The following is a 20,429-nucleotide window of genomic DNA, read 5'->3' as shown; positions in this document are numbered from 1 at the left end:
AGTTTTTCTCCATTATACACAAATGACGGATATACATTGTGAAAAGCGTCGTCTGGGGTTAAACTGTAAAGTAGATTTAGGAAGAATGGAAGGATCAAACATGTCATCGAATCTTGTAAAAGGTACAGCTATACTGACGATTGGGCTATTTTTATCTAAAGCACTTGGACTTTTATATCTAATCCCTCTGTATGCAATTGTTGGGGAAGAAAATATCGGATTATATCAATATGCGTATATACCTTATAATATAGCGTTAGCAATCGCTATTTCAGGAGCACCGCTTGCGATATCAAAGTATGTTTCGAAATACAATGCGCTTGGTGACTATGCAACAGGTCGGAAATTGCTGAAGTCGGGAATGCTTGTCATGGCAATTACAGGCTTAGTTTCATTTATCACGCTGTACTTACTGGCGGAACCGATTGCAAATCTTGTCCGTGCGGATGAAGAACAAATCTTCTCAGTGGATGAAATTGCAGGCGTGATCCGTTGGGTGAGCTTTGCGCTTCTTGCTGTTCCACTGATGAGCATTGTGCGGGGTTTCCTGCAGGGCAATCAGAAAATGGAGCCGACAGCCGTGTCGCAACTTGTCGAACAGATTGTCAGGATTATCGTCGTACTTGTAGGCGCATTCGTTGTCGTCAATGTTTTACATGAATCGCCAAGAACAGCCATCAGTTTTGCGGTTTTTGCAGCATTTATCGGGGCGCTGGCTGGCCTTGTAGTCTTATATAAATACTGGAAGTCCTACAAACCTGAACTGGACCATCTCCTAGCGAACAGTCCTCCGGCGAGTAATATTTCATTCAAAGAAATGTATACAGAAGTATTTGCTTACATTTTGCCGTTCGTTCTTGTCGGAGTCATCAATCCGCTTTATCAATTCGTTGATATGATTACATTCAATGAAGCCATGAAATCAATTGGATTGGCTAAAGTCTCCGATACGTATTTAGGTATGTTGAACTTGCTGACACATAAATTTGTTATGATTCCAGTCATGGTTGCAACAGGGTTTTCGATGGCTTTGATTCCGGTCATTACAAGTTATTATGCGAAAAATGATCAAAAAGGAATTACGCGTTCACTCGATCAAACATTTCAAATCATGTTATATTTGACGATTCCAATGGTAATCGGATTGATTGTCTTATCAAATGAGTTTTATCAATTCCTCTATAGTAAAAGCGTTGTGGGTGCAGAAATATTGGCAAGCTACGCTCCTGTCGCAATTTTGTTCGGATTATATACAGTGACGGCTGCTATATTGCAAGGCATCGACCGACATAAGTGGATAATCTTTACGTCATTACTCGGTCTGTTCTTCAAACTGGCCTTGAATATACCGCTCATCAAACTATTTGAAACAAATGGTGCCATTCTTGCGACTTCGATCGGCTATGCAATAGCGGTCGTCATGAATATTGCCATCATTGCAAAAACCCTTCATTATAGGTCGGAAATGGTATACAGAAGACTGATTCTCATCGTTATTTTAAATGTCGTCATGTTGATAGCTGTCGTATTTACACTGAAAGGTCTGACAGCAATCAGTCCAGCTGATGGGAAAATACAATCTTTCTTATACATTTTAATATGCGCTGTGGTAGGCGCTGCCATTTACGGTTATTTGTCACTTAAAACAGGTCTCGCCCAAAAATTGTTCGGAGATAGGTTAACTAGAATCACGAAGAAATTAGGCTTTTAGGAGGAAGAAAATGCGGTTGGATAAATTATTGTCGAATATGGGATACGGCACCCGGAGAGAAATTAAGTTGCTGATGAAAAAAGGGGGCGTCCAGGTTAATGCGGAACCGGTGAAAGATGCGGCACAGCATGTTGACCCAGTAAAGGATGAAGTAACTATTCTCGGTGAACGTGTTGTCTATAAAGAATTCATTTATTTGATGATGAATAAGCCGCAAGGTGTGCTATCTGCAACGGAAGATAAAAGGGATCAAACAGTCATCGATCTGCTGGATGCCGAAAAAGATATTTTTGAACTGTTTCCTGTTGGTAGGTTGGATAAAGATACAGAAGGTTTCCTATTGCTGACAAATGACGGGAAGCTTGCTCATAACTTGTTGTCCCCGAAAAAAGGAGTGCCGAAAACGTATTATGCACATATCGAAGGTATTGTTACTGAAGAAGATACGGAGCGATTTTTGGAGGGAGTCATACTGGATGATGGCTATGAAACAAAGCCGGGCAAGTTGCGTATTTTGAAATCGGCTGACGTCTCCGAAATCGAATTGACGATTACGGAAGGGAAGTTCCATCAAGTGAAGCGGATGTTCGAGGCTGTTGATAAGAAAGTGGTTTACTTGAAACGTTTATCGATGGGACCGTTAGCCCTGGATGAAAGTTTATCGCTTGGGTCGTACCGGGAGTTGACGGAAGAGGAATTGCAGCTTCTCATGCAGCTTTCCGAAAAATAAAAAGAGCTGAGCCGTTTGACACGGTTCAGCTCTTTATCGTTATCTAGGCTCCAAATGTGACGGGAGCCCGCTAAATGTTTTTTTAGTTAACCAGACTGCAGGCGCCAGCTCCTTGCCTGCAAATGCAGGTATGGAGCTGGCGCCTATCACTTTTCAGGGTTATGTGCGGATCATGAAGATAATCTCACCTTTTTTGCTGTCGTCGTCCATTTACCGCGTACAGGGCTCATAATGAGTTCATTATATTCCAGGACATTTAAGTCCCTTTGGACCGTACGGTGAGTGATGCCAAATTCTTCGACCAGGTTTTCTGTAGTTACTGTTCCGTTATTAAGGATGTAAAAATACACATCCTTAATCCGTGTAAGCATACGATCAGTTGCAGGTTTCAAGTGTGGAATCACCCCTCCATCTTCATTTTCCAAATAATACTGGACATGAGACTTGTGAATGTTGCCTAGAGCACGTTGAAATTATCCTGACACCGCACATCCTTTCGAAAAGTTCAAATTGTCAGACTAAATATACTGACAATACTAGTATAACGTATTCCAATGAAGATTGCATGAATTTTATATGAAGAATTAGTGAAAGAGGATTCTTCTTTATTTTCTTAGTTTAACGTGTGAAAATAGGGTTACTAGGAAAGAAGGTGCCTTGAATGACGGATTGGGAAAAGGAAGCCTTGAAGAGGCAAGAAAACCTGCTAGAAGATTTACAGCAATTAATCGCCATACCTTCTGTTTTGGATGAAAATGCAGTTACAAAAGATCTGCCATTCGGACCAGAACCCAAACGTGCACTCGACTGGCTATTGGAAGAAGGCCGCAAAGCGGAGATGAGCGTTAAAAACGTAGACAACATGGCAGGTCATATTGAAATGGGCAACGGTGATGATATTATCGGAATCCTTTGTCATGTTGATGTCGTACCAGCGGGAAGTAATTGGACATACGGACCGTATGACGGAACTATAGTAGACGGCAAGTTGTTCGGCCGTGGAGCGATAGATGATAAAGGGCCGACGATTGCGGCGTGGCACGCAATGAAGCTTGTCAAGGAATCGGGAATCACGTTGAATAAACGGGTACGTCTCATCATCGGAACAGATGAAGAAAGTGGATTTCGCTGTGTAAAACGTTATTTTGAAAAAGAAGAGATGCCGCAAATCGGGTTTGCTCCAGATGCAGATTTCCCGATAATTAACGCTGAAAAAGGAATTGCATCCGTCCTTTTTAAACAAAAATCGATTGGTGCAGATGGACAACTTCTTTGGTTCAAATCAGGAAATAGGACAAATATGGTGCCTGATTATGCAGAAGCGCATATTGCCAAGGAAGTCGGGATCGACAACGATCAATTCACGACGTTTTTAAATATTCATAATGTGACAGGCGGAGTTACCAAGGAAAAGGATTACACCGTTATTAATTTGAACGGGAAATCTGCACACGCGATGGAACCTGATAATGGCGTGAACGCAGCGGTTCTATTAGCTTCCTTCTTGAATCGTATTTTCCAGGAAGGGACGTCGAAAGATTTTACTCAATTCATGTTTAATGCATTTGCCAACGAATCGCGCGGCCTTTTCCTCGGATTGGCATTCAACGATGAAATGTCAGGCGATACGACATTGAATGCAGGCATCGTGACTTACGACCAGGAAAACAGCGGAGAAATTACCATTAGCATGCGGTATTCCGTCTCTTATCAATTCGAAGAGAAAATGACGACATGCATGGAACGATTAACGGAAACACCTTTTTCAGTTGATGTACTATCGAACTCGGCACCTCACTATGTCGATGCGGCCGATCCTCTCATACGGACGTTACAAGAAGTGTATACTGATCATACCGGTGAACATGCAGAGCTATTGTCAATTGGCGGTGGCACATATGCACGCGTTCTTGAAAAAGGAGTCGCTTTCGGCATGCTGTTTCCAGGTAGAGAAGATGTGGCCCATCAGGCTGATGAATATGTATATATAGACGACTTAATGAAGGCAACCGCAATTTACGCGGACGCTATAAGCCGTCTCGCATGTGATGAAACGGAAGGGGAATAAGAATGACAGTGTATTTTAGCGACGGGCAGTTTACAAAACGTGAAGAGTTGACTATTTCGATTGATGACCGAGGTTATTATTTCGGTGATGGTGTCTATGAAGTGATTAAAGTGTATGGCGGAGAATTGTACACGGCGAAAGAACATATCGATCGTTTATTTCAAAGCGCTGCGAAAATAAAGATGACAATCCCATATGCAGATGTGCAGATAATGGAGATTGCACGTGAATTAGTAAAAGCGAATAACATTTTAACAGGTCATATTTATCTCCAAATAACACGTGGATCCGCACCGCGGCTTCACCAATTCCCTGATCCATCGGTACAGCCGGTAGTTACTGCATACGCTGTCAACAATCCAAGACCTTTGGAAGGCATGGAAAACGGAGTTCCGGTTAAATCTGTCGAGGACGTCCGCTGGCTGCGCTGTGATATTAAGAGTCTGAACTTGCTGGGAAATGTTTTGGCGAAGCAAGAGGCATATGAAGCAGGTTGTGTTGAGGCTTTACTTCATCGTGAAGGAGTCGTTACGGAAGGTTCAGCTTCAAATATGTTCGGCATAAAAAATGGGACAGTTTATACGCATCCCGCGACGAACCTCATTTTAAACGGGATTACGCGCCAGGTTGTCCTTGGACTGTGTAAGGATCTTTGTATCCCAGTCGTTGAGCAATCATTTACACTCGACGAAGCCTGTGAAATGGATGAATTCATCTTGACATCTACAACTTCAGAAGTGACGCCTGTTATTTCTATCGACGGCCGTCCAATTGGTTCGGGAGTACCCGGAATAATAACCAAGAAACTACAAGAAGCGTTCGCATTACAGATTCCGTCTTTCATAGCAGGTGAATAATGGTGTACAGTAGGTGATCGGAGTGAATGGACATGGCGCAACTCGTCAAATTGCTCGACTATGTCTCCCGTTACGAACATGATCTTACACGTTATCCTTCGCAGTATATCCGTTTAAAAAGATATCAGTGGGAGCGCATGAGAATTCAATGGGAAAGTGGAGCGGATCTATCGGAATGGCAACAGGGGAAAGAAGTAGCAGTTGAAGAACCGGAGGAGGGCAAATGGTTTTCTCCATTGGTACGGCTCTTTGGCCAACGAAGGACTACATTGGCCGAACAGGAGCCCGGCAAAAGTGAAGATGATACAAATGACATTAATGACGACTTCGGTTTTACACCGAATTTGGTTCACACCCCTTCAAGTATTGAACAATTAAGAAGGCTCTATTTGGACCAGCTCTTTCATTTTCAAATTAAATGGGCAAGTTCAACGTTAAGAGAGAAATCAAAGGTGGATTCGCGTTTTCTGCGTGATTCCCTGTTACGCAGCTTCGCCCAGCAACTTCCGGATAATTACTTATTGTTTTATTATCCGATATTGCTGTTAAAAAAGGCGCCCGTGGAGCTGGATATTATTATTGTCACGCCTGTTGAATGTTTGTGTATCACTATGCTTGAGTCAGAAAATCTAGCGGCTTACAGTGGTAACGGGGACCGATTTTGGGTAAAGAAAACAGGGAACAATGAATCCAAAATACTTAGTCCCCTCATCGCGCTTAATAGAACGGAAAAAATCATTTCAAGTATATTTAAGGCGGAAGCTATCGATTTCCCGATCCGTAAGTATTTGATATCACGGAACGGCTATATCGATCATCCGGGTTCGGCGTTTGATGTGGAGATTATTGATAGACGATTTTATGATGAATGGTTTTCGGGGCTACTGAAACTCTCCGTCCCAATGAAATCCATTCAATTTAAAGCGGCCAAGTCAATACTGAATGTCGGGCAAACGACATCGATGAGCAGGTTGTTCAGTGAAGAAGATGTACCACCTGAGGAAGAATGAAAACATATAAATAGAAAAGAAAAGAGTGTATAGAATGAGGCTTCGCAATAAACCATGGGCAAGGGATTACATGGCAGAACATCCAGATATCCTGTTAGCAGAACCGGAGAAAATGAATAATGGCTGGAGTAATCTTTTTGGTAATGAAAATCCAATTCATATTGAAGTTGGGACGGGCATGGGGCAATTTATAATCGGCATGGCATTAGCCAATCCCGACGTGAATTATATTGGCATTGAACACTTTGACAATGTTATCGTATCTGCGCTGGAAAAAGCCATTGAGGCGGACAAGCCTTCCAATTTACGGCTGTTTCGAGCGAATGGAATGGATCTTTCCACTATCTTTCACAAAGGGGAAATTGACAGGATATACTTGAACTTTTCTGATCCTTGGCCGAAAACGAGAAACGCCAAAAGAAGATTGACACATGAAACATTTTTAAGGCTTTATGAAGAAGTACTTGCACCAGGCGGAGAAATTCACTTCAAAACGGATAATCGTCTTCTTTTCGAATACTCGCTCGTCTCAATGTCCCAGTACGGTATGACGCTCGGTTCCGTCTCGCTTGATTTGCACGCGGAAATGCCGGAGGATAATATTATGACGGAATATGAAGAGAAGTTTTCAGCAAAGGGGCATCCGATTTACAGGCTTGAATCTCGATTTGAAAAGTTGTAATTGATCTAGATAAGGGAATGGGGGCATGTTTCTATGGATACATATACATTTCATGATATGACATTGACGTGGCTGGATGGCAGCGGGAATTATCTGGACGGCGGAACGATGTTTGGAGTTGTTCCAAAAGCGCTTTGGTCAAGGCGTTATGAAGCGGATGAACAAAATCGCATCAAAATGAGAAATGATCCAATCCTGATTCAATTTGAAGGGAAAAACGTATTGATAGACACGGGACATGGAAAAGGGAAGCTTACCGAGAAGATGAAAAAGAACCTGGGGATCGATGATGAGGCAAAAGTGGAAGAAAGTCTTGCGGAGCTTGGTTTGTCGCCGAGAGATATCGATATAATCCTTATGACCCATTTGCATAATGATCATGCAGCAGGTTTAACGGAATGGCGGGAGGGGAGTCTTGTCTCCGTTTATCCGAATGCCGATATTCACGTTTCGAAAATAGAATGGGATGAAATGCGCGACCCGAATATCCGTTCCAGGAATACCTATTTGAAAGAAAATTGGGAGCCCGTTCAGAATCAGGTCCAGACATTCGAAGGTAGCATCACCATCATGCCGGGAATGGAAATGATCCATACAGGCGGTCATAGCGATGGGCATAGCATTATCAAGTTGACACAAAACGGCGAGACGATTCTCCATATGGCGGATATTATGCCAACCCAAGCACATAGTAATCCATTGTGGGTGCTGGCATTCGACGATTATCCGATGACGTCGATATTTGCCAAGGAGAAGTTGATGAAAGAAGCACTTGCCGGCGGATATAAATTCATTTTTTATCATGATGCCTATTATAGACTTGTGAAATGGGATGCCAGTGGAAAAGAAATCATCGAATCAGTCATGGTAAGCATATAAGTTGAACATATGAATCCGTATGTATACTGAGCGTAGGCTTATGAGGAACCAGGGAAAAATATTAAACAGTGAGGCGACATTTCGTTCAGATTCCACCGAAATGTCGCCTATTTATATTCAAAATTACTTACGGAGTTAACACGTAAATTTTTCAGTAGCTTCGAATATGATATATAAATAGAGCGTAGGAGACCTCAAGCGATGAAGTGGATTTAAAGAAATTCAATATTTCAACTTATATAGTTAAAAAAAAACGTCACATCTCCGTACTTACAACTCGGAAATGTGACGGTTTTAAGTTATGCTTTTACTAATTCTACGACTGTGCCTGTTTTTGCATCAGCTGCAAATTCGAATTGTTCCAGTTCGCCTTCTTTAATACGTGAAATACCACCGCGGTAAACATCCATTGTAATAACATTATTCGTGAACGGCTCAGTTTTCATGACGATCCATGAACCATCTATCGGACCTTCATTTTTAAAAGCATCTTTAATATTGTTTAAAACGGAATCTGCTGAAACATTCTGGTTAACACGATCGATTGTTTCGCTGACAACGATTCCGGCAGCAACACCCGTCAATACACCTGCTAGGAAATCATTTAATTTCATACTCATTTACCCCCTATATCGGTATTTTTACTAGTGTACCACAATTTAACTTATCATAGCAGAGCGAGTCTGAAGAAATAGTAGTTCGTTTTCCGAATTAAACGATGGAAAGTTTCAGAATAATCGACTACACTGTTTACAGTACATACATAAAACAGCGGGAGGCTATATTCAATGCACAAGGATACAATAGAAATGTTTAGGACATTGACCGAACTTCCGGGTGCTCCCGGCAATGAACACGCAGTCAGGAATTATATGCGAGAAGAACTTCGAAAGTATTCCGACGAATTGATTCAAGATAACCTCGGCGGTATTTTCGGTGTTAGAAAAGGGCAGGAGGATGGTCCGCGCATTATGGTTGCAGGTCACATGGATGAAGTCGGTTTTATGGTGAGTCAAATTACGGATAACGGAATGATCCGTTTTCAAGCGCTTGGCGGATGGTGGAGCCAGGTGCTGCTTGCACAGCGTGTTGAAATAATTACCGATAACGGACCAGTCATCGGTGTTATCGGTTCAATTCCGCCGCATTTGTTAAGTAATGAAGTGCGCAACAAACCGATGGATATAAAAAATATGCTCATCGATATCGGTGCCGATGATAAAGAAGATGTCAAGAATATCGGGATTCGTCCGGGACAGCAAATTGTTCCAGTAAGCCCGTTCACACCGCTGGCGAATAAGAAGAAAATACTTGCCAAAGCGTGGGATAACCGATATGGCTGCGGACTTTCAATCGAACTGTTGAAAGAAGTGCATGGTGAAAAGTTGCCGAATAATCTATACTCGGGAGCAAACGTCCTTGAAGAAGTCGGCCTTCGAGGAGCTGCAGCAGCTGCAACGATGATTAATCCGGATCTGTTTTTCGCTCTTGATGCAAGTCCGGCGAATGACGCTGCCGGCGATAAAAATGAGTTCGGGCAACTTGGAAAAGGAACGTTGCTACGAATTTTTGACCGAACAATGGTCACTCACCGAGGCATGCGCGAATTTATTCTTGACATGGCGGAAACACATAATATTCCATACCAATATTTCCTCTCACAAGGCGGGACGGACGCCGGACGGGTTCATACGTCCAATGAAGGTGTTCCAAGTGCCGTCATCGGCATCTGTTCACGATACATCCATACATCAGGGTCGATTATCCATACGGATGACTATGCGGCAGCGAAGGAGCTTCTTGTGAAACTCGTTAAAGCGTGTGATAAAACGACAGTGGAAACAATCAAACGCAACGTATAAGTTGGAGTCCGTCCTTCGACACCTATATGGTGTAGAGGACGGGTTTTCTGGCGCCCTGCGTTTTTGTAAACGTATGAATGAAGAGAGGGAATACATATGGAATATATAATTGGATCTACAAACCCCGCAAAAGTGAAAGCCGCAAAGGACGTTCTGGAAGCTCATTTCCCAGAGGCAATTCTTATTGAGAACGAAGTGGAATCAGGAGTTTCAAAACAGCCCTTCGGGGATGAGGAAACAAGGCTTGGTGCTATCAATCGGGCATTGCGCTCGTCTGGGATGAAGAAAGAGGCAATCGGAATCGGACTGGAGGGCGGCGTCCGAGTTCTAGAGGAACAGATGTATCTTTGCAATTGGGGTGCACTGGTACTTCCCGACGGAAAAAGGTTCATAGCGGGCGGAGCACAAATCCCCTTGCCGAATGAGATTGCAACAAAGGTAGCGGACGGTCATGAACTTGGTCCAGTTGTAGATAATTATTTTGAATCAATTGGAATCCGCAATAAAGAAGGTGCCATTGGTATGTTCACCGCGCATGCAGTGAATCGCGATGATCTTTTTACACATATTATGCAACTGTTAATCGGACAATTGAAATATTATCAGCAGTCACAGTCATGAACGACAACAACAGCGCTATTATGTTGCAAGAGGTTGTAACAATGTCTTTATGTTGCAACAAAGTGTCAACGACTTTAAAATGGTTATGGAGTTCAATTTAATGATTGGGGGAAATCGAATGTTCCGGAAATGGAAATTCATATTCCTATTGACGATATCCATGTTGTTGCTAGCAGCATGCGGAAAATCGCTAGATGAAAGCGCAAGTGCGGGGGTCGAGGCGGCGAGGGAAGCATTTCATTCGAACGATAAAAATCGTAATGAAGAAATAGACGGTGTTAAATTATACAAGCCCACCGGTTTTGCGATGAATGAGAATTCAGACGCTCAAAATATCGTTTTTACAAAAAACGAAGAAACATTCATTCTTTTCATCAATCCAAACGAAAAGAGTGATAGTAAATTGTTTTATGATTTGCTCCTGGCAGATAAAACGAAAGAAATCATCGAGCAAGCAACGTTCGCTGATGAAGGGACATTCGGCTTTGCGGCAGTAGTGAAGAGCGGCGAGGATGATATCGAGCTGATTACGAGCGTTGGCGGAACCAAAATGACAACAATGACGAAAAAGAATCAAGTAGAAGATAATCTGGCGAAAATGATGGAAATTATTCGTTCCATCAAGCAGGATTAGGGCATTTCTATTTAATGATCGGAGGAGACAGATAGATGAATTCTGCACAGCTTGTTGACGTTTTAAAAGAACATCTTCCATCCGAACATTTTCAGTGGCGGTTTGATCGGAAAACGGATAAGGTGCGACTCGAACATTCGGTTCTGAAAAAAGGGATGGATATTTCCCTTCCAGAGATCCTTGTGAAATATGAACAGAAAAAAGATGCAGCCATTAAAGAAATCGTCTATACCATCAATGAAACATTTAAGGCTATGGAAAAGGAGCAATCAGTGGGATTCTCTGCTGACACTGTTATTTATCCCGTAATCAGATCCACATCTTTTCCAAAGGAATCTTCAGCCGGTCACCGTTTTGTCGTGAAGGAACATACAGCTGAAACTCTTATTTATTACGCACTTGACCTAGGCACAACGTATCGGTTAATAGATGAGAGCATGTTGGATTCCATTGGTTTGTCTGAATTGGAAATCATGGAATCTGCATTGTTTCGGGTACGGGCGTTACCGACGGCGATGAAACAGGACGAGGTTTCCGGTAATATCTATTACTTCGTCAACAACAATGACGGTTATGATGCGAGCAGAATCTTGAACAGTGGATTCCTGAAAGAGATGGAAGCGAAAATCGAAGGTCATATGACCCTATCAGTCCCACATCAGGACGTTCTTATTATCGGTGATATACGAAACGACACCGGGTACGATGTGTTGGCACAGATGGCAATGCATTTCTTTACGACCGGTGCCGTGCCCGTAACATCCCTGTCATTCATATACGAAGACGGGAAACTTGAGCCGATTTTCATCATGGCTAAAAATCGTTTGGCAAGAAGGGATGGAAAGAAAAAATGAATGTATTCTATAATTTGAATGGCGTCGGAGATGTGCTGCTTGTGCAGCTTACCCATACCCGTTCAGTAACTGTAACAACGAAATCGCTAGAGGATGTTACATTGATTTTCGACGAGGCTACAAATGAGTTAACCGCATTCAATCTATCCAATGCATCCACTTATATGGAAATCGATGCAAATGGGGAAGTCGAGTTGACAGAAAAGTTGGTTGACCGGCTACAACAAGCGCTTCATAAGAATAAAGTTGAAACTAAACTCGATGTTGACCTCACACCGAAATTTGTCGTAGGACATGTTTTGAATAAAGAAAAACATCCGAATGCAGATAAATTAAGTGTATGTACGGTTGATGTCGGCAGTGAAACGGTTCAAATTGTCTGCGGTGCACCAAATGTGGATGCAGGGCAAAAGATTGTTGTCGCAAAAGTGGGAGCCGTTATGCCATCGGGAATGGTAATACGCGATGCAGAATTGCGCGGTGTCCCTTCAGCCGGGATGATCTGTTCGGCCAAAGAACTTGGTTTGGCAGATGCTCCTGAGGAAAAAGGGATATTAGTATTGGACAATAGCGCTGTTGCTGGTGAAACATTCAATAAGTAGGAGAGTAAAAAGCGTACCGCTATGGTACGTTTTTCTTATTTCATATATTGATTTGATTTAGTCATGTCTGTACTGTTAAAATAGAGTGATTGACATGAAAAGAGTGATAGTCTTGAGTTGGTTAAAAAAGATTACTAATCGGTTATTTGGACCGGATGATGAAGACCAAGAATATGTGAAGTATGAAAACCCTGAAAACGAAACTGATATTGTAATTGAAATTGATGTGCCATTAACTAAACCGGACAGAAAGAATAGTGCATCTTTCCGTTTTCCGATTATCTCGGATGCGGAAATATACGGTTGGGATGATGAACCGACGAAAGAACGTGATTTTTCGAAGCCCTCTGTGCGTGTTGAGGACGAGGAAGAACATTATGAAACGAGACCGCTTTATGAAAACGATAAATGGCCGAGTGACACAAGACCGGTTAATGTCTATAGGGCAGAAACCCCATTGAAGTATGGGACGGCGACAAAGGACAAAAAAAGTTCCTTCTCCCCGGTAAAAAAAAATCAGCAGGAAGAAATTCCACCTAAACCCGATAAGACAGTCCAAAAGCGTTCGAGCAAACCATTCACACCGACCGCAGTACCTTCGCCTATTTATGGCTATACCACAAAGAGGGGTACGACGGGAACGAGTGACGCAATAGGAGCAAAGCTGCAATCGTTGAAACAGAGAGATGATCTTCTTCATAAAGTCGAAAGATCGACAATTGTTCAACCGTCGACATTGACATTCGTCAAGGATACTGACAGAGAAGTAATTCCCGAACTTGCTAATCATGCCGAAATAGAAGTTCCTGAACTGGAATCGACAGAGGATATTGAAATTCGGAAAACAGCGCCTGAAGTTAATGCTCATGCCGAGGAAGTTCCTGAACTGGAATCGGCAGCGGAAGTTGAAATTCGAGAAACAGCGCCTGAAGTTAATGTTCATGCCGAAAAAGTTCCTGAACTGGAATCGGCAGCGGAGGTTGAAATTCGAGAAACAGCGCCTGAAGTAAATGTTCATGCCGAGGAAGTTCCTGAACTGGAATCGGCAGCGGAGGTTGAAATTCGAGAAACAGCGCCTGAAGTAAATGTTCATGTCGAGGAAGTTCCTATAATGGAAGCGGCGGCGGAGATTGAAATTCGAGAAACAGCACTTGAAGTAAATGTTCATGCCGGGAAAGTTCCTGAACTGGAATCGGAAGCGGAGACAGGAATTCGGGAAGCAGCTCCTGATGCCGATGTTTATACCGAAGAAGTGTGTTTAAAAGAATCGACGCCTGAAGTTGAAATCCATTCCAGGGATGAATTATCCGAAATGGAAGTAGTAGAGGCGGAAAACCGCTTCCCGGGAATCATATCAGACGTTGAGGAACATACTGAAAAAGAGTTTACTGAACTGGGAACGATGACTTATTCCGATACCGGCGAGACAGCGGTGAAGCAGGTTCCGCAAAAAAAATCGGAGCGAATTGTGCCATTCAATGTATTGATGTTGAAGTCCGATAAAGAAAAAATGAAATTTGACAAATCTTCAATACCTCAATTGGCAATTGGAAATAGAACATTGAAAACCGCTGAGCCAGTACAGATGGATAATTTTCAGCAAAATAGTTCAGAAAACAAAATAGCAGCAGTTGAAGAAACCCTAGAAGAGGAAATGTATTATGCATTTCCGTCGCTTGACTATCTAATACCGCCGGAATCGCAGATCGAGGATACAGATTGGCTGGAGTCGCAATCGGACAAACTTGAAGAAGCGTTGTCGCACTTTGCGGTCAAGGCGACCGTCATCGAGGCGGTTCAAGGTCCGACAGTCACACGATTTGAACTGACGGTCGGGGTCGGTACAAAGGTGAGCAAGGTACGGAATTTAACGGATGACTTAAAACTTGCCTTGGCGGCAAAAGACATTCGGATCGAGGCGCCAATCCCGGGAAGAAGTTCTATCGGAATTGAAATCCCGAATCGGAAAACGCGAGCTGTTCGGATATCCGAAGTGATTGCGACTGAGCAGTTCAAAGCCTCCACATCACCTTTGGAGGCTGTCCTGGGCCTCAGTCTGACAGGAAAACCAGTGACCTTGGATTTACGAAAAATGCCGCATGGTATGATTGCAGGGGCTACAGGTTCGGGTAAATCCGTCTGCATAAATTCGATTTTGGTCAGCTTGCTCTACAAGGCATCTCCGACCGACTTGAAAATGATGCTGATTGATCCTAAAATGGTGGAGCTTGCACCATTTAACGGGATTCCGCATCTGATCAGCCCGGTGATAACAGATGTCAAAGCGGCAACTGCCGCTCTGAAATGGGCGGTGGCTGAAATGGAACGGCGCTATGAGCTGCTTGCTCATGCAGGCGTAAGGGATATAGAACGGTATAATAAAGCGGCTGTTGAAAGTCGCCGCTTCTCTATGAAAATGCCCTATCTTTTGATCGTGATTGATGAATTGGCCGATTTGATGATGATGGCGCCGGCAGATGTGGAAGTGTCGATCAGCAGAATCGCACAGAAGGCACGGGCTTGCGGAATCCATTTGATAATCGCAACACAGCGTCCTTCTGTCGATGTCATTACGGGTACGATTAAAGCGAATATCCCCACACGAATCGCGTTTTCAGTTTCATCCCAAATTGATTCCAGAACAATCATTGATTCACCAGGAGCTGAAAGGTTGCTTGGGAAAGGCGATATGCTTTATATCGGCAATGGACAATCTTCGAATGCGCGCTTACAGGGGACATTTGTCACGGATGAGGAAATAGAACGTATAATAGAACACGTACAAAACGAGGCGTCACCTGAGTACTTATTTGGCCAGGATGACCTTTTGGCAAGTAGCATTGAGGAAGAAGGTGCAGATTCACTGTTCGAAGAGGCTTGTCTCTTCATCCATGAAACAGGCAGTGCATCTACATCATTATTGCAACGTAATTTCAGTATTGGATATAACCGGGCAGCCAAACTGATTGACAGGATGGAAAAAAACGGTTTTATCTCAGGTCCTCGCGGAAGTAAAGCACGCGATGTCTATTTGACGGAAAGCGATCTTGATCGGCTAGCGGACCGTTTGGAATAGGAAGCTACTTGAAATATAGCAGCCGATCAACATACTTAATCATTGATCAGTAAGCATAAGAGGAAATAAGGAAAATAACTAAGTTGAAATATTGAATCCTGTGTATAAACTGAGCGAAGCTACCGGCCTAGCGCCGTAGCGGTTCAACGGAATTCTTTATTTCAACCTATATATCGATTTAATTAAGGGGAGCAGAAATGCTCCCGGGAGGTTTCAATATGACGTTGTTCCATTTTACCGGCATTAAGGGAGCTGGAATGAGTTCCCTCGCCCAAATTCTTCATGATTCTGTCAATGAAGTACAAGGTTCAGATGTGGAGAAATGGTTCTTTACAGAAGATCCGCTTCACGATAGAAAAATACCTATATTACTATTTGACGAAAATAATATTAAACCGGGTATGACTATCATTGCTGGGAATGCATTTCCCGATAGTCATCCGGAGCTTGTAAGAGCAAAAGAGCTTGGACTTGAAGTTATCCGCTACCATGACTTCTTAGGAAAGTATATGGAGCAATTCGTTTCGGTTGCCGTGACGGGTTCACATGGTAAAACGTCTACTACAGGCTTGCTCGCGCATGTATTATCCGGCCATTCGCCGACTTCCTACTTAATAGGGGATGGTACTGGCAGCGGCCCTGAGGATAGCGAGTATTTCGTTTTCGAAGCTTGCGAATATAAACGCCATTTCCTAGCGTATGAACCCGATTATGCCATCATGACGAATATAGATTTTGATCATCCCGACTACTTTAAGGATTTAGCGGATGTAATGGATGCATTTGGAGAAATGGCTCTTCGGGTGAAAAAAGGGCTGATTGCTTGCGGTGATGATAAGCACTTACAAAAGATCCAAGCAAACGTACCCGTCGTCTATTACGGTTTCGATGATTCGAATGATTTCGCCGCGAAAAATATTTCGAAGACGGTAGAAGGGTCGACGTTCGATGTTTTCGTGCGCAACGAATTCTATCACACATTCACGATACCGTTGGCTGGAGATCACGCAATCTTGAATTCACTTGGTGTTATTGCACTCTGTCATTATGAGGGGGTAAAAGCGTCGGTCATCCAAGATAGGCTGACCACTTTCCATGGTGTGAAAAGGCGTTTCACGGTAACCGAAAAAAATGATCGGATTATTGTTGACGACTATGCCCATCATCCTACTGAAATTCAAGCGACTTTACAAACAGCTAAACAAAAATACCCAGACCGCGAAATTGTTGCGGTATTCCAACCACATACATTTACGAGAACCGCGGCGCTTTTGAAAGAATTTGCAGAAAGTCTTGCATCTGCTAATCATATTTACTTATGCGATATTTTCGGCTCGGCGCGTGAAAAAGCCGGAAACTTAACCATTAGTGATTTAATCGATAAAATTCCGGGTGCCAAACACCTGGAACTCGATGATATGAAGGCTCTTGAAGAACACGGTAATGCAGTTTACCTATTCATGGGTGCCGGCGATGTTCAAAAGTATATGAATGAGTTCAAATCCCGTCTTGAAAAAAGAGAAACAGCTTAATCCTTCGGGATTTTGCTGTTTTTTTTTAATCAATACAAAAAAGATTCCGTTAACGATGAAATGATTTTTAGTTTTGTGCAGGAACATGAAGATTTTTGTCGAAGATTATTGAAGAGGCAGAACGTTTATTTTGCCCTTGAAGAGGGAAGACAATGTTATATGAGTATTTGAAGGAGGCTGTGCCATGGAGAATCTACTGTACATAGCGGCAATTGTCGCTGCAATCGCCTTTCTGATTTTATGCGTCAGCTTAGCGAAGACTCTGTTCGCGTTGAAGAACACGATGCAGGGGGTTTCAGAAACGATGGAAGGGCTAACGAAGCAGCTGGAAGGAGTGACGACGGAAACGACTGAACTACTTCATAAAACAAACAATCTTGCAGATGACATCCAGCAGAAAGCAGAGAAATTGAACACAGTCGTTGATGCTGTGAAGGGAGTCGGGGATTCTGTAACAGGCCTTAACTCATCCGTCCGGAGGGTTTCTGATAACATTGCTACTGAAGCGGAACGGAACAGCGAGAAGATTGTACAGATTGTCCAGTGGAGCAATGTCGTAATAGGAATCATGGACAAACTAAAAGAACGAAGGACAGATAGTACGGGCTGGACGGCTTATAAACCGGTTCCCGGACAAAAAAGACTGCCTAGTCCGAATCAGCATCTGTAAGGATGTTCGAAAATAAGATTTAGTTTTATAAAATAGGAGGAATCAGTTATGAATGAAGACCGAAATGTGAAGCCTAATTACAATGACCCGAAGTATAACCATGAATACTATTCTAGAAATGATGAGTTTGAAAACTCATACGGCCAACCATCTTACGTTCCTGCAAATTATAATAAAACTTATACGGATTCTTTCTACGACGAAAACGAAAGTTCAGGAGCCGGCAGCTTTTTAGCAGGTGCACTTGTAGGAGGAGTTATCGGAGCGGCTGCGGCACTTTTCCTGGCACCGAAATCGGGAAGTGAAATGCGTGGAGACTTTACATCACAAGCATCTCAACTGAAGGATAAAAGTATAGAAATCAGTTCTGTTGCGAAAGGCAAAGCGACAGAGTTGTCTTCAGCCGCCAAAGAAAAGACCGGCGTATTGTCCAAGTCTATCCAAGAGCAATCCGGACAACTGGTTGATAAAGTTAAATCGATGACATCGAAAACGTCCGTGCCGATGGATGATGGAACTACCTCTTCCGAAGGGGAAGAAGCAATTGATTTTATCGATGTAGCTAAATCAAAAGTTGAAGATGTTTATGAAGCAGGGGATGAAAAAATGACAGCCACTGCTGAGGCAATCCAAAAAGCAGTTTCAGGAAAAGTAGAAACCGCTGAAAAGGCTGTAGCTGGAAATAAAAACGAGAAATACGATAACAGCGAAAACTTTGGCAAAGACAAAATAACAAACCAGAATTATGTGTCCGATTCGCTCGGAAAACAAAAAAAATAATATGGAAAAGTCCTTCTATCCGTTTTCGGGTAGAAGGACTTTTTTAAGTGAAAGTGATTTTTAGTACATCTCCCTTGATAATGTAATCATTGCATCCAACTGGTGTCGCGTTACGAAGCAACTGATAATTACTTGATTGAGTATCCGTTACATACTAAGATATCGGCGAATCGAATGGGTTCTTCACTCAGTGAAACTTAGTTAAGTCTATCACTGGAATTTATAATCTCGAAACTTTTTGTGGACTGTCCATTCAATGTGATTCCAAGTCTCGGTTTATGAATTGTACCAACTTTGTCATTTAGCAGAGATTGTATCAAATATCCTTGTTTTTATATCGTAAATACCTTCTTCCACAGTAGATGATGATTCTATTTGTAAAGTAATTTCGTCACAATCATTAAGTATGTATGATGGTCGGACAGCAGCCACACTTATTATATTATGTATTTGTCCGTCAATCATTGAACGTTCTTTATGTTCTATTGGAACTAAATCGGCAACATTGAAAATACCTATTTCTTCCGTCAGGATGATTCTGACAACAGAACGCGTTCCGATATTGAGAGCAAATAAAGTAGTAGCTAGCACTTTTCATCCTTCCATTTGCAAAATGTGCAGTTTTTAGAAGAATAAGTAGAAATAACGTGACTTTTCAAATATTCTTCTTTATACTAGGTCTATTATCAAAAAATGTAACATATATTCTTCTCTTCTGAAAGGGAATTATATGTGCGGGGAGGAGATGGACTAATGAGACAAAATGATTTGGATGAATTACGCGGCCGTGTAAATGAGCTGAACGTAAAAGTTTTGGATTTGATTAACGAAAGAACAGCTGTTGTTCAAGAAATCGGTAAAGTAAAAGAAAAGCAAGGTGTCAATAGATATGACCCTATTCGCGAACGCGAAATGCTTAATTTCCTTAAAGAATCCAATAATGGTCCGTTACCCAACGGAGTTCTCGAACAGATATTCAAAGGCATTTTCATGTCCGCCCTTGAAATTCAGGAAGATGATCAACGCAATGCATTACTTGTATCCCGTAAACGAAAAGCGGAGGATACGATTGTTGACATTAATGGCCATAAAATAGGTGATGGATCCCCATCATTCATTTACGGTCCTTGTGCGGTTGAATCGTATGAACAAGTTTTGGCAGTTGCAAAATCCATCAAAGCTAAAGGACTAACGATGATTAGAGGCGGCGCTTATAAACCCCGTACATCGCCGTATGATTTCCAAGGACTTGGCCTTGAAGGACTTAAAATATTAAAACGTGTTGCTGATGAAACAGGTCTTTCAGTTGTTACGGAGATCATTACACCGTCACATCTCGAAGAGGCACTTGAATATATCGATGTTGTTCAAATTGGTGCACGTAATATGCAAAACTTCGAATTGTTGAAAGAAGCGGGTATGATTGATAAACCGGTTCTCCTGAAACGAGGGCTTGCAGCAACGATTGACGAATTCATCCATGCAGCTGAATATATAATTTCAAAAGGTAATAGCCAGATCATTCTTTGTGAGCGCGGTATCCGTACATACGAACGGGCAACTCGCAATACTTTAGATATTTCTGCTGTCCCGATTTTGAAACAGGAAACGCATCTGCCGGTCTTCGTTGACGTAACTCACTCAACAGGCAGAAAAGATTTGTTGCTGCCGACAGCGAAAGCTGCAATTGCAGTCGGTGCGGATGGCGTTATGGCTGAAGTACATCCAGATCCGGCTGTAGCTTTATCCGATTCTGCTCAGCAGATGGATCTGCAACAGTTCGATGAATTCTACGAAGCAATTCAACAGTTCATGAACACGCACACAACGATCTCATGAGTAGACGCCGGACCTATAATGG

20 protein-coding genes are annotated in these 20,429 nt (G+C 42.6%); 17 read left to right on the top strand and 3 right to left on the bottom strand.

Annotation, left to right across the window (positions count from 1 at the left end):
- The first annotated feature begins 100 nt into the window (after positions 1-100).
- Together HDC33_RS09895 and HDC33_RS09890 are read left to right on the top strand one after the other, a co-directional pair.
- Positions 101-1,711, top strand: a complete 1,611-nt coding sequence (locus HDC33_RS09895; protein ID WP_179392276.1) for a putative polysaccharide biosynthesis protein — start codon at positions 101-103, stop codon at positions 1,709-1,711.
- A 10-nt stretch (positions 1,712-1,721) separates the two neighbouring features.
- Positions 1,722-2,441, top strand: a complete 720-nt coding sequence (locus HDC33_RS09890) for a pseudouridine synthase (protein WP_179392275.1) — start codon at positions 1,722-1,724, stop codon at positions 2,439-2,441.
- A 170-nt stretch (positions 2,442-2,611) separates the two neighbouring features.
- Here the strand turns inward: HDC33_RS09890 and HDC33_RS09885 are convergent, their stop codons facing one another.
- Entirely contained in the window at positions 2,612-2,833 is a 222-nt protein-coding gene (locus HDC33_RS09885; protein WP_179392274.1) for a DeoR family transcriptional regulator, read from the bottom strand.
- Between the two features lie 269 nt (positions 2,834-3,102).
- Between HDC33_RS09885 and pepV the strand changes: the two genes are divergently transcribed.
- From pepV to HDC33_RS09860, 5 genes are read left to right on the top strand one after another with little or no spacing between them, the layout of a single operon-like run.
- Positions 3,103-4,509, top strand: coding sequence for a dipeptidase PepV (pepV, locus tag HDC33_RS09880; RefSeq protein WP_179392273.1), 1,407 nt, complete (start codon positions 3,103-3,105; stop codon positions 4,507-4,509).
- Positions 4,510-4,511: 2 nt separating this feature from the next.
- Complete coding sequence (dat, locus tag HDC33_RS09875) at positions 4,512-5,366, top strand: D-amino-acid transaminase (protein WP_179392272.1); 855 nt, start codon at positions 4,512-4,514, stop codon at positions 5,364-5,366.
- Between the two features lie 32 nt (positions 5,367-5,398).
- Positions 5,399-6,376 carry a nuclease-related domain-containing protein gene (locus tag HDC33_RS09870; RefSeq protein WP_179392271.1) on the top strand — a complete coding sequence of 326 codons (978 nt, stop codon included), beginning with the start codon at positions 5,399-5,401 and terminating at the stop codon, positions 6,374-6,376.
- Between the two features lie 34 nt (positions 6,377-6,410).
- Positions 6,411-7,058: a tRNA (guanosine(46)-N7)-methyltransferase TrmB gene (gene trmB, locus HDC33_RS09865; protein ID WP_179392270.1), complete on the top strand. Its 648-nt coding sequence runs from the start codon at positions 6,411-6,413 to the stop codon at positions 7,056-7,058.
- A 33-nt stretch (positions 7,059-7,091) separates the two neighbouring features.
- The gene (locus HDC33_RS09860) at positions 7,092-7,937 is read left to right on the top strand and encodes a YtnP family quorum-quenching lactonase (protein WP_179392269.1); all 846 of its coding nucleotides are present in this window, start codon (positions 7,092-7,094) and stop codon (positions 7,935-7,937) included.
- Between the two features lie 299 nt (positions 7,938-8,236).
- Here the strand turns inward: HDC33_RS09860 and HDC33_RS09855 are convergent, their stop codons facing one another.
- Positions 8,237-8,551: a hypothetical protein gene (locus HDC33_RS09855; RefSeq protein WP_179392268.1), complete on the bottom strand. Its 315-nt coding sequence runs from the start codon at positions 8,549-8,551 to the stop codon at positions 8,237-8,239.
- 174 nt (positions 8,552-8,725) lie between these two features.
- On the opposite strand from HDC33_RS09855, the gene HDC33_RS09850 reads away from it, so the two are divergent.
- The 9 genes from HDC33_RS09850 (at position 8,726) to HDC33_RS09810 (ending at position 18,568) form a co-directional block, all read left to right on the top strand.
- Entirely contained in the window at positions 8,726-9,799 is a 1,074-nt protein-coding gene (locus HDC33_RS09850) for a M42 family metallopeptidase (RefSeq protein WP_179392267.1), read from the top strand.
- Positions 9,800-9,895: 96 nt separating this feature from the next.
- Complete coding sequence (locus HDC33_RS09845) at positions 9,896-10,420, top strand: DUF84 family protein (protein WP_179392266.1); 525 nt, start codon at positions 9,896-9,898, stop codon at positions 10,418-10,420.
- 118 nt (positions 10,421-10,538) lie between these two features.
- A complete protein-coding gene (locus HDC33_RS09840) occupies positions 10,539-11,054 on the top strand; it encodes a hypothetical protein (RefSeq protein WP_179392265.1) in 516 nt (171 codons plus the stop codon).
- Between the two features lie 35 nt (positions 11,055-11,089).
- On the top strand, positions 11,090-11,908 hold the full coding sequence (locus HDC33_RS09835) for a DUF1444 domain-containing protein (RefSeq protein WP_179392264.1): 819 nt from the start codon (positions 11,090-11,092) through the stop codon (positions 11,906-11,908).
- Complete coding sequence (gene ytpR / locus HDC33_RS09830) at positions 11,905-12,510, top strand: YtpR family tRNA-binding protein (protein WP_179392263.1); 606 nt, start codon at positions 11,905-11,907, stop codon at positions 12,508-12,510. Before HDC33_RS09835 ends, ytpR begins: the two co-directional genes overlap by 4 nt.
- Positions 12,511-12,622: 112 nt before the next feature.
- Entirely contained in the window at positions 12,623-15,586 is a 2,964-nt protein-coding gene (locus HDC33_RS09825; RefSeq protein ID WP_255457329.1) for a DNA translocase FtsK, read from the top strand.
- A gap of 218 nt (positions 15,587-15,804) precedes the next feature.
- A complete protein-coding gene (gene murC / locus HDC33_RS09820) occupies positions 15,805-17,118 on the top strand; it encodes a UDP-N-acetylmuramate--L-alanine ligase (protein ID WP_179392262.1) in 1,314 nt (437 codons plus the stop codon).
- Positions 17,119-17,302: 184 nt separating this feature from the next.
- A complete protein-coding gene (locus tag HDC33_RS09815) occupies positions 17,303-17,788 on the top strand; it encodes a DUF948 domain-containing protein (RefSeq protein WP_179392261.1) in 486 nt (161 codons plus the stop codon).
- Between the two features lie 48 nt (positions 17,789-17,836).
- A complete protein-coding gene (locus tag HDC33_RS09810; protein WP_179392260.1) occupies positions 17,837-18,568 on the top strand; it encodes a YtxH domain-containing protein in 732 nt (243 codons plus the stop codon).
- Positions 18,569-18,865: 297 nt separating this feature from the next.
- On the opposite strand, the gene HDC33_RS09805 is transcribed toward HDC33_RS09810, so the two are convergent.
- Positions 18,866-19,159 (bottom strand): hypothetical protein, encoded by a 294-nt coding sequence (locus HDC33_RS09805; protein WP_179392259.1) that lies wholly within the window; start codon positions 19,157-19,159, stop codon positions 18,866-18,868.
- Between the two features lie 162 nt (positions 19,160-19,321).
- On the opposite strand from HDC33_RS09805, the gene HDC33_RS09800 reads away from it, so the two are divergent.
- On the top strand, positions 19,322-20,407 hold the full coding sequence (locus HDC33_RS09800) for a bifunctional 3-deoxy-7-phosphoheptulonate synthase/chorismate mutase (RefSeq protein ID WP_179392258.1): 1,086 nt from the start codon (positions 19,322-19,324) through the stop codon (positions 20,405-20,407).
- Positions 20,408-20,429: the final 22 nt, after the last annotated feature.

The organism is Sporosarcina sp. JAI121 (genome assembly GCF_013408665.1).
Classification (GTDB): Bacteria; Bacillota; Bacilli; order Bacillales_A; family Planococcaceae; genus Sporosarcina.
The sequence above is the reverse complement of the archived record's forward strand: the minus strand, read 5'-3'. Positions and strand labels throughout refer to the sequence as shown.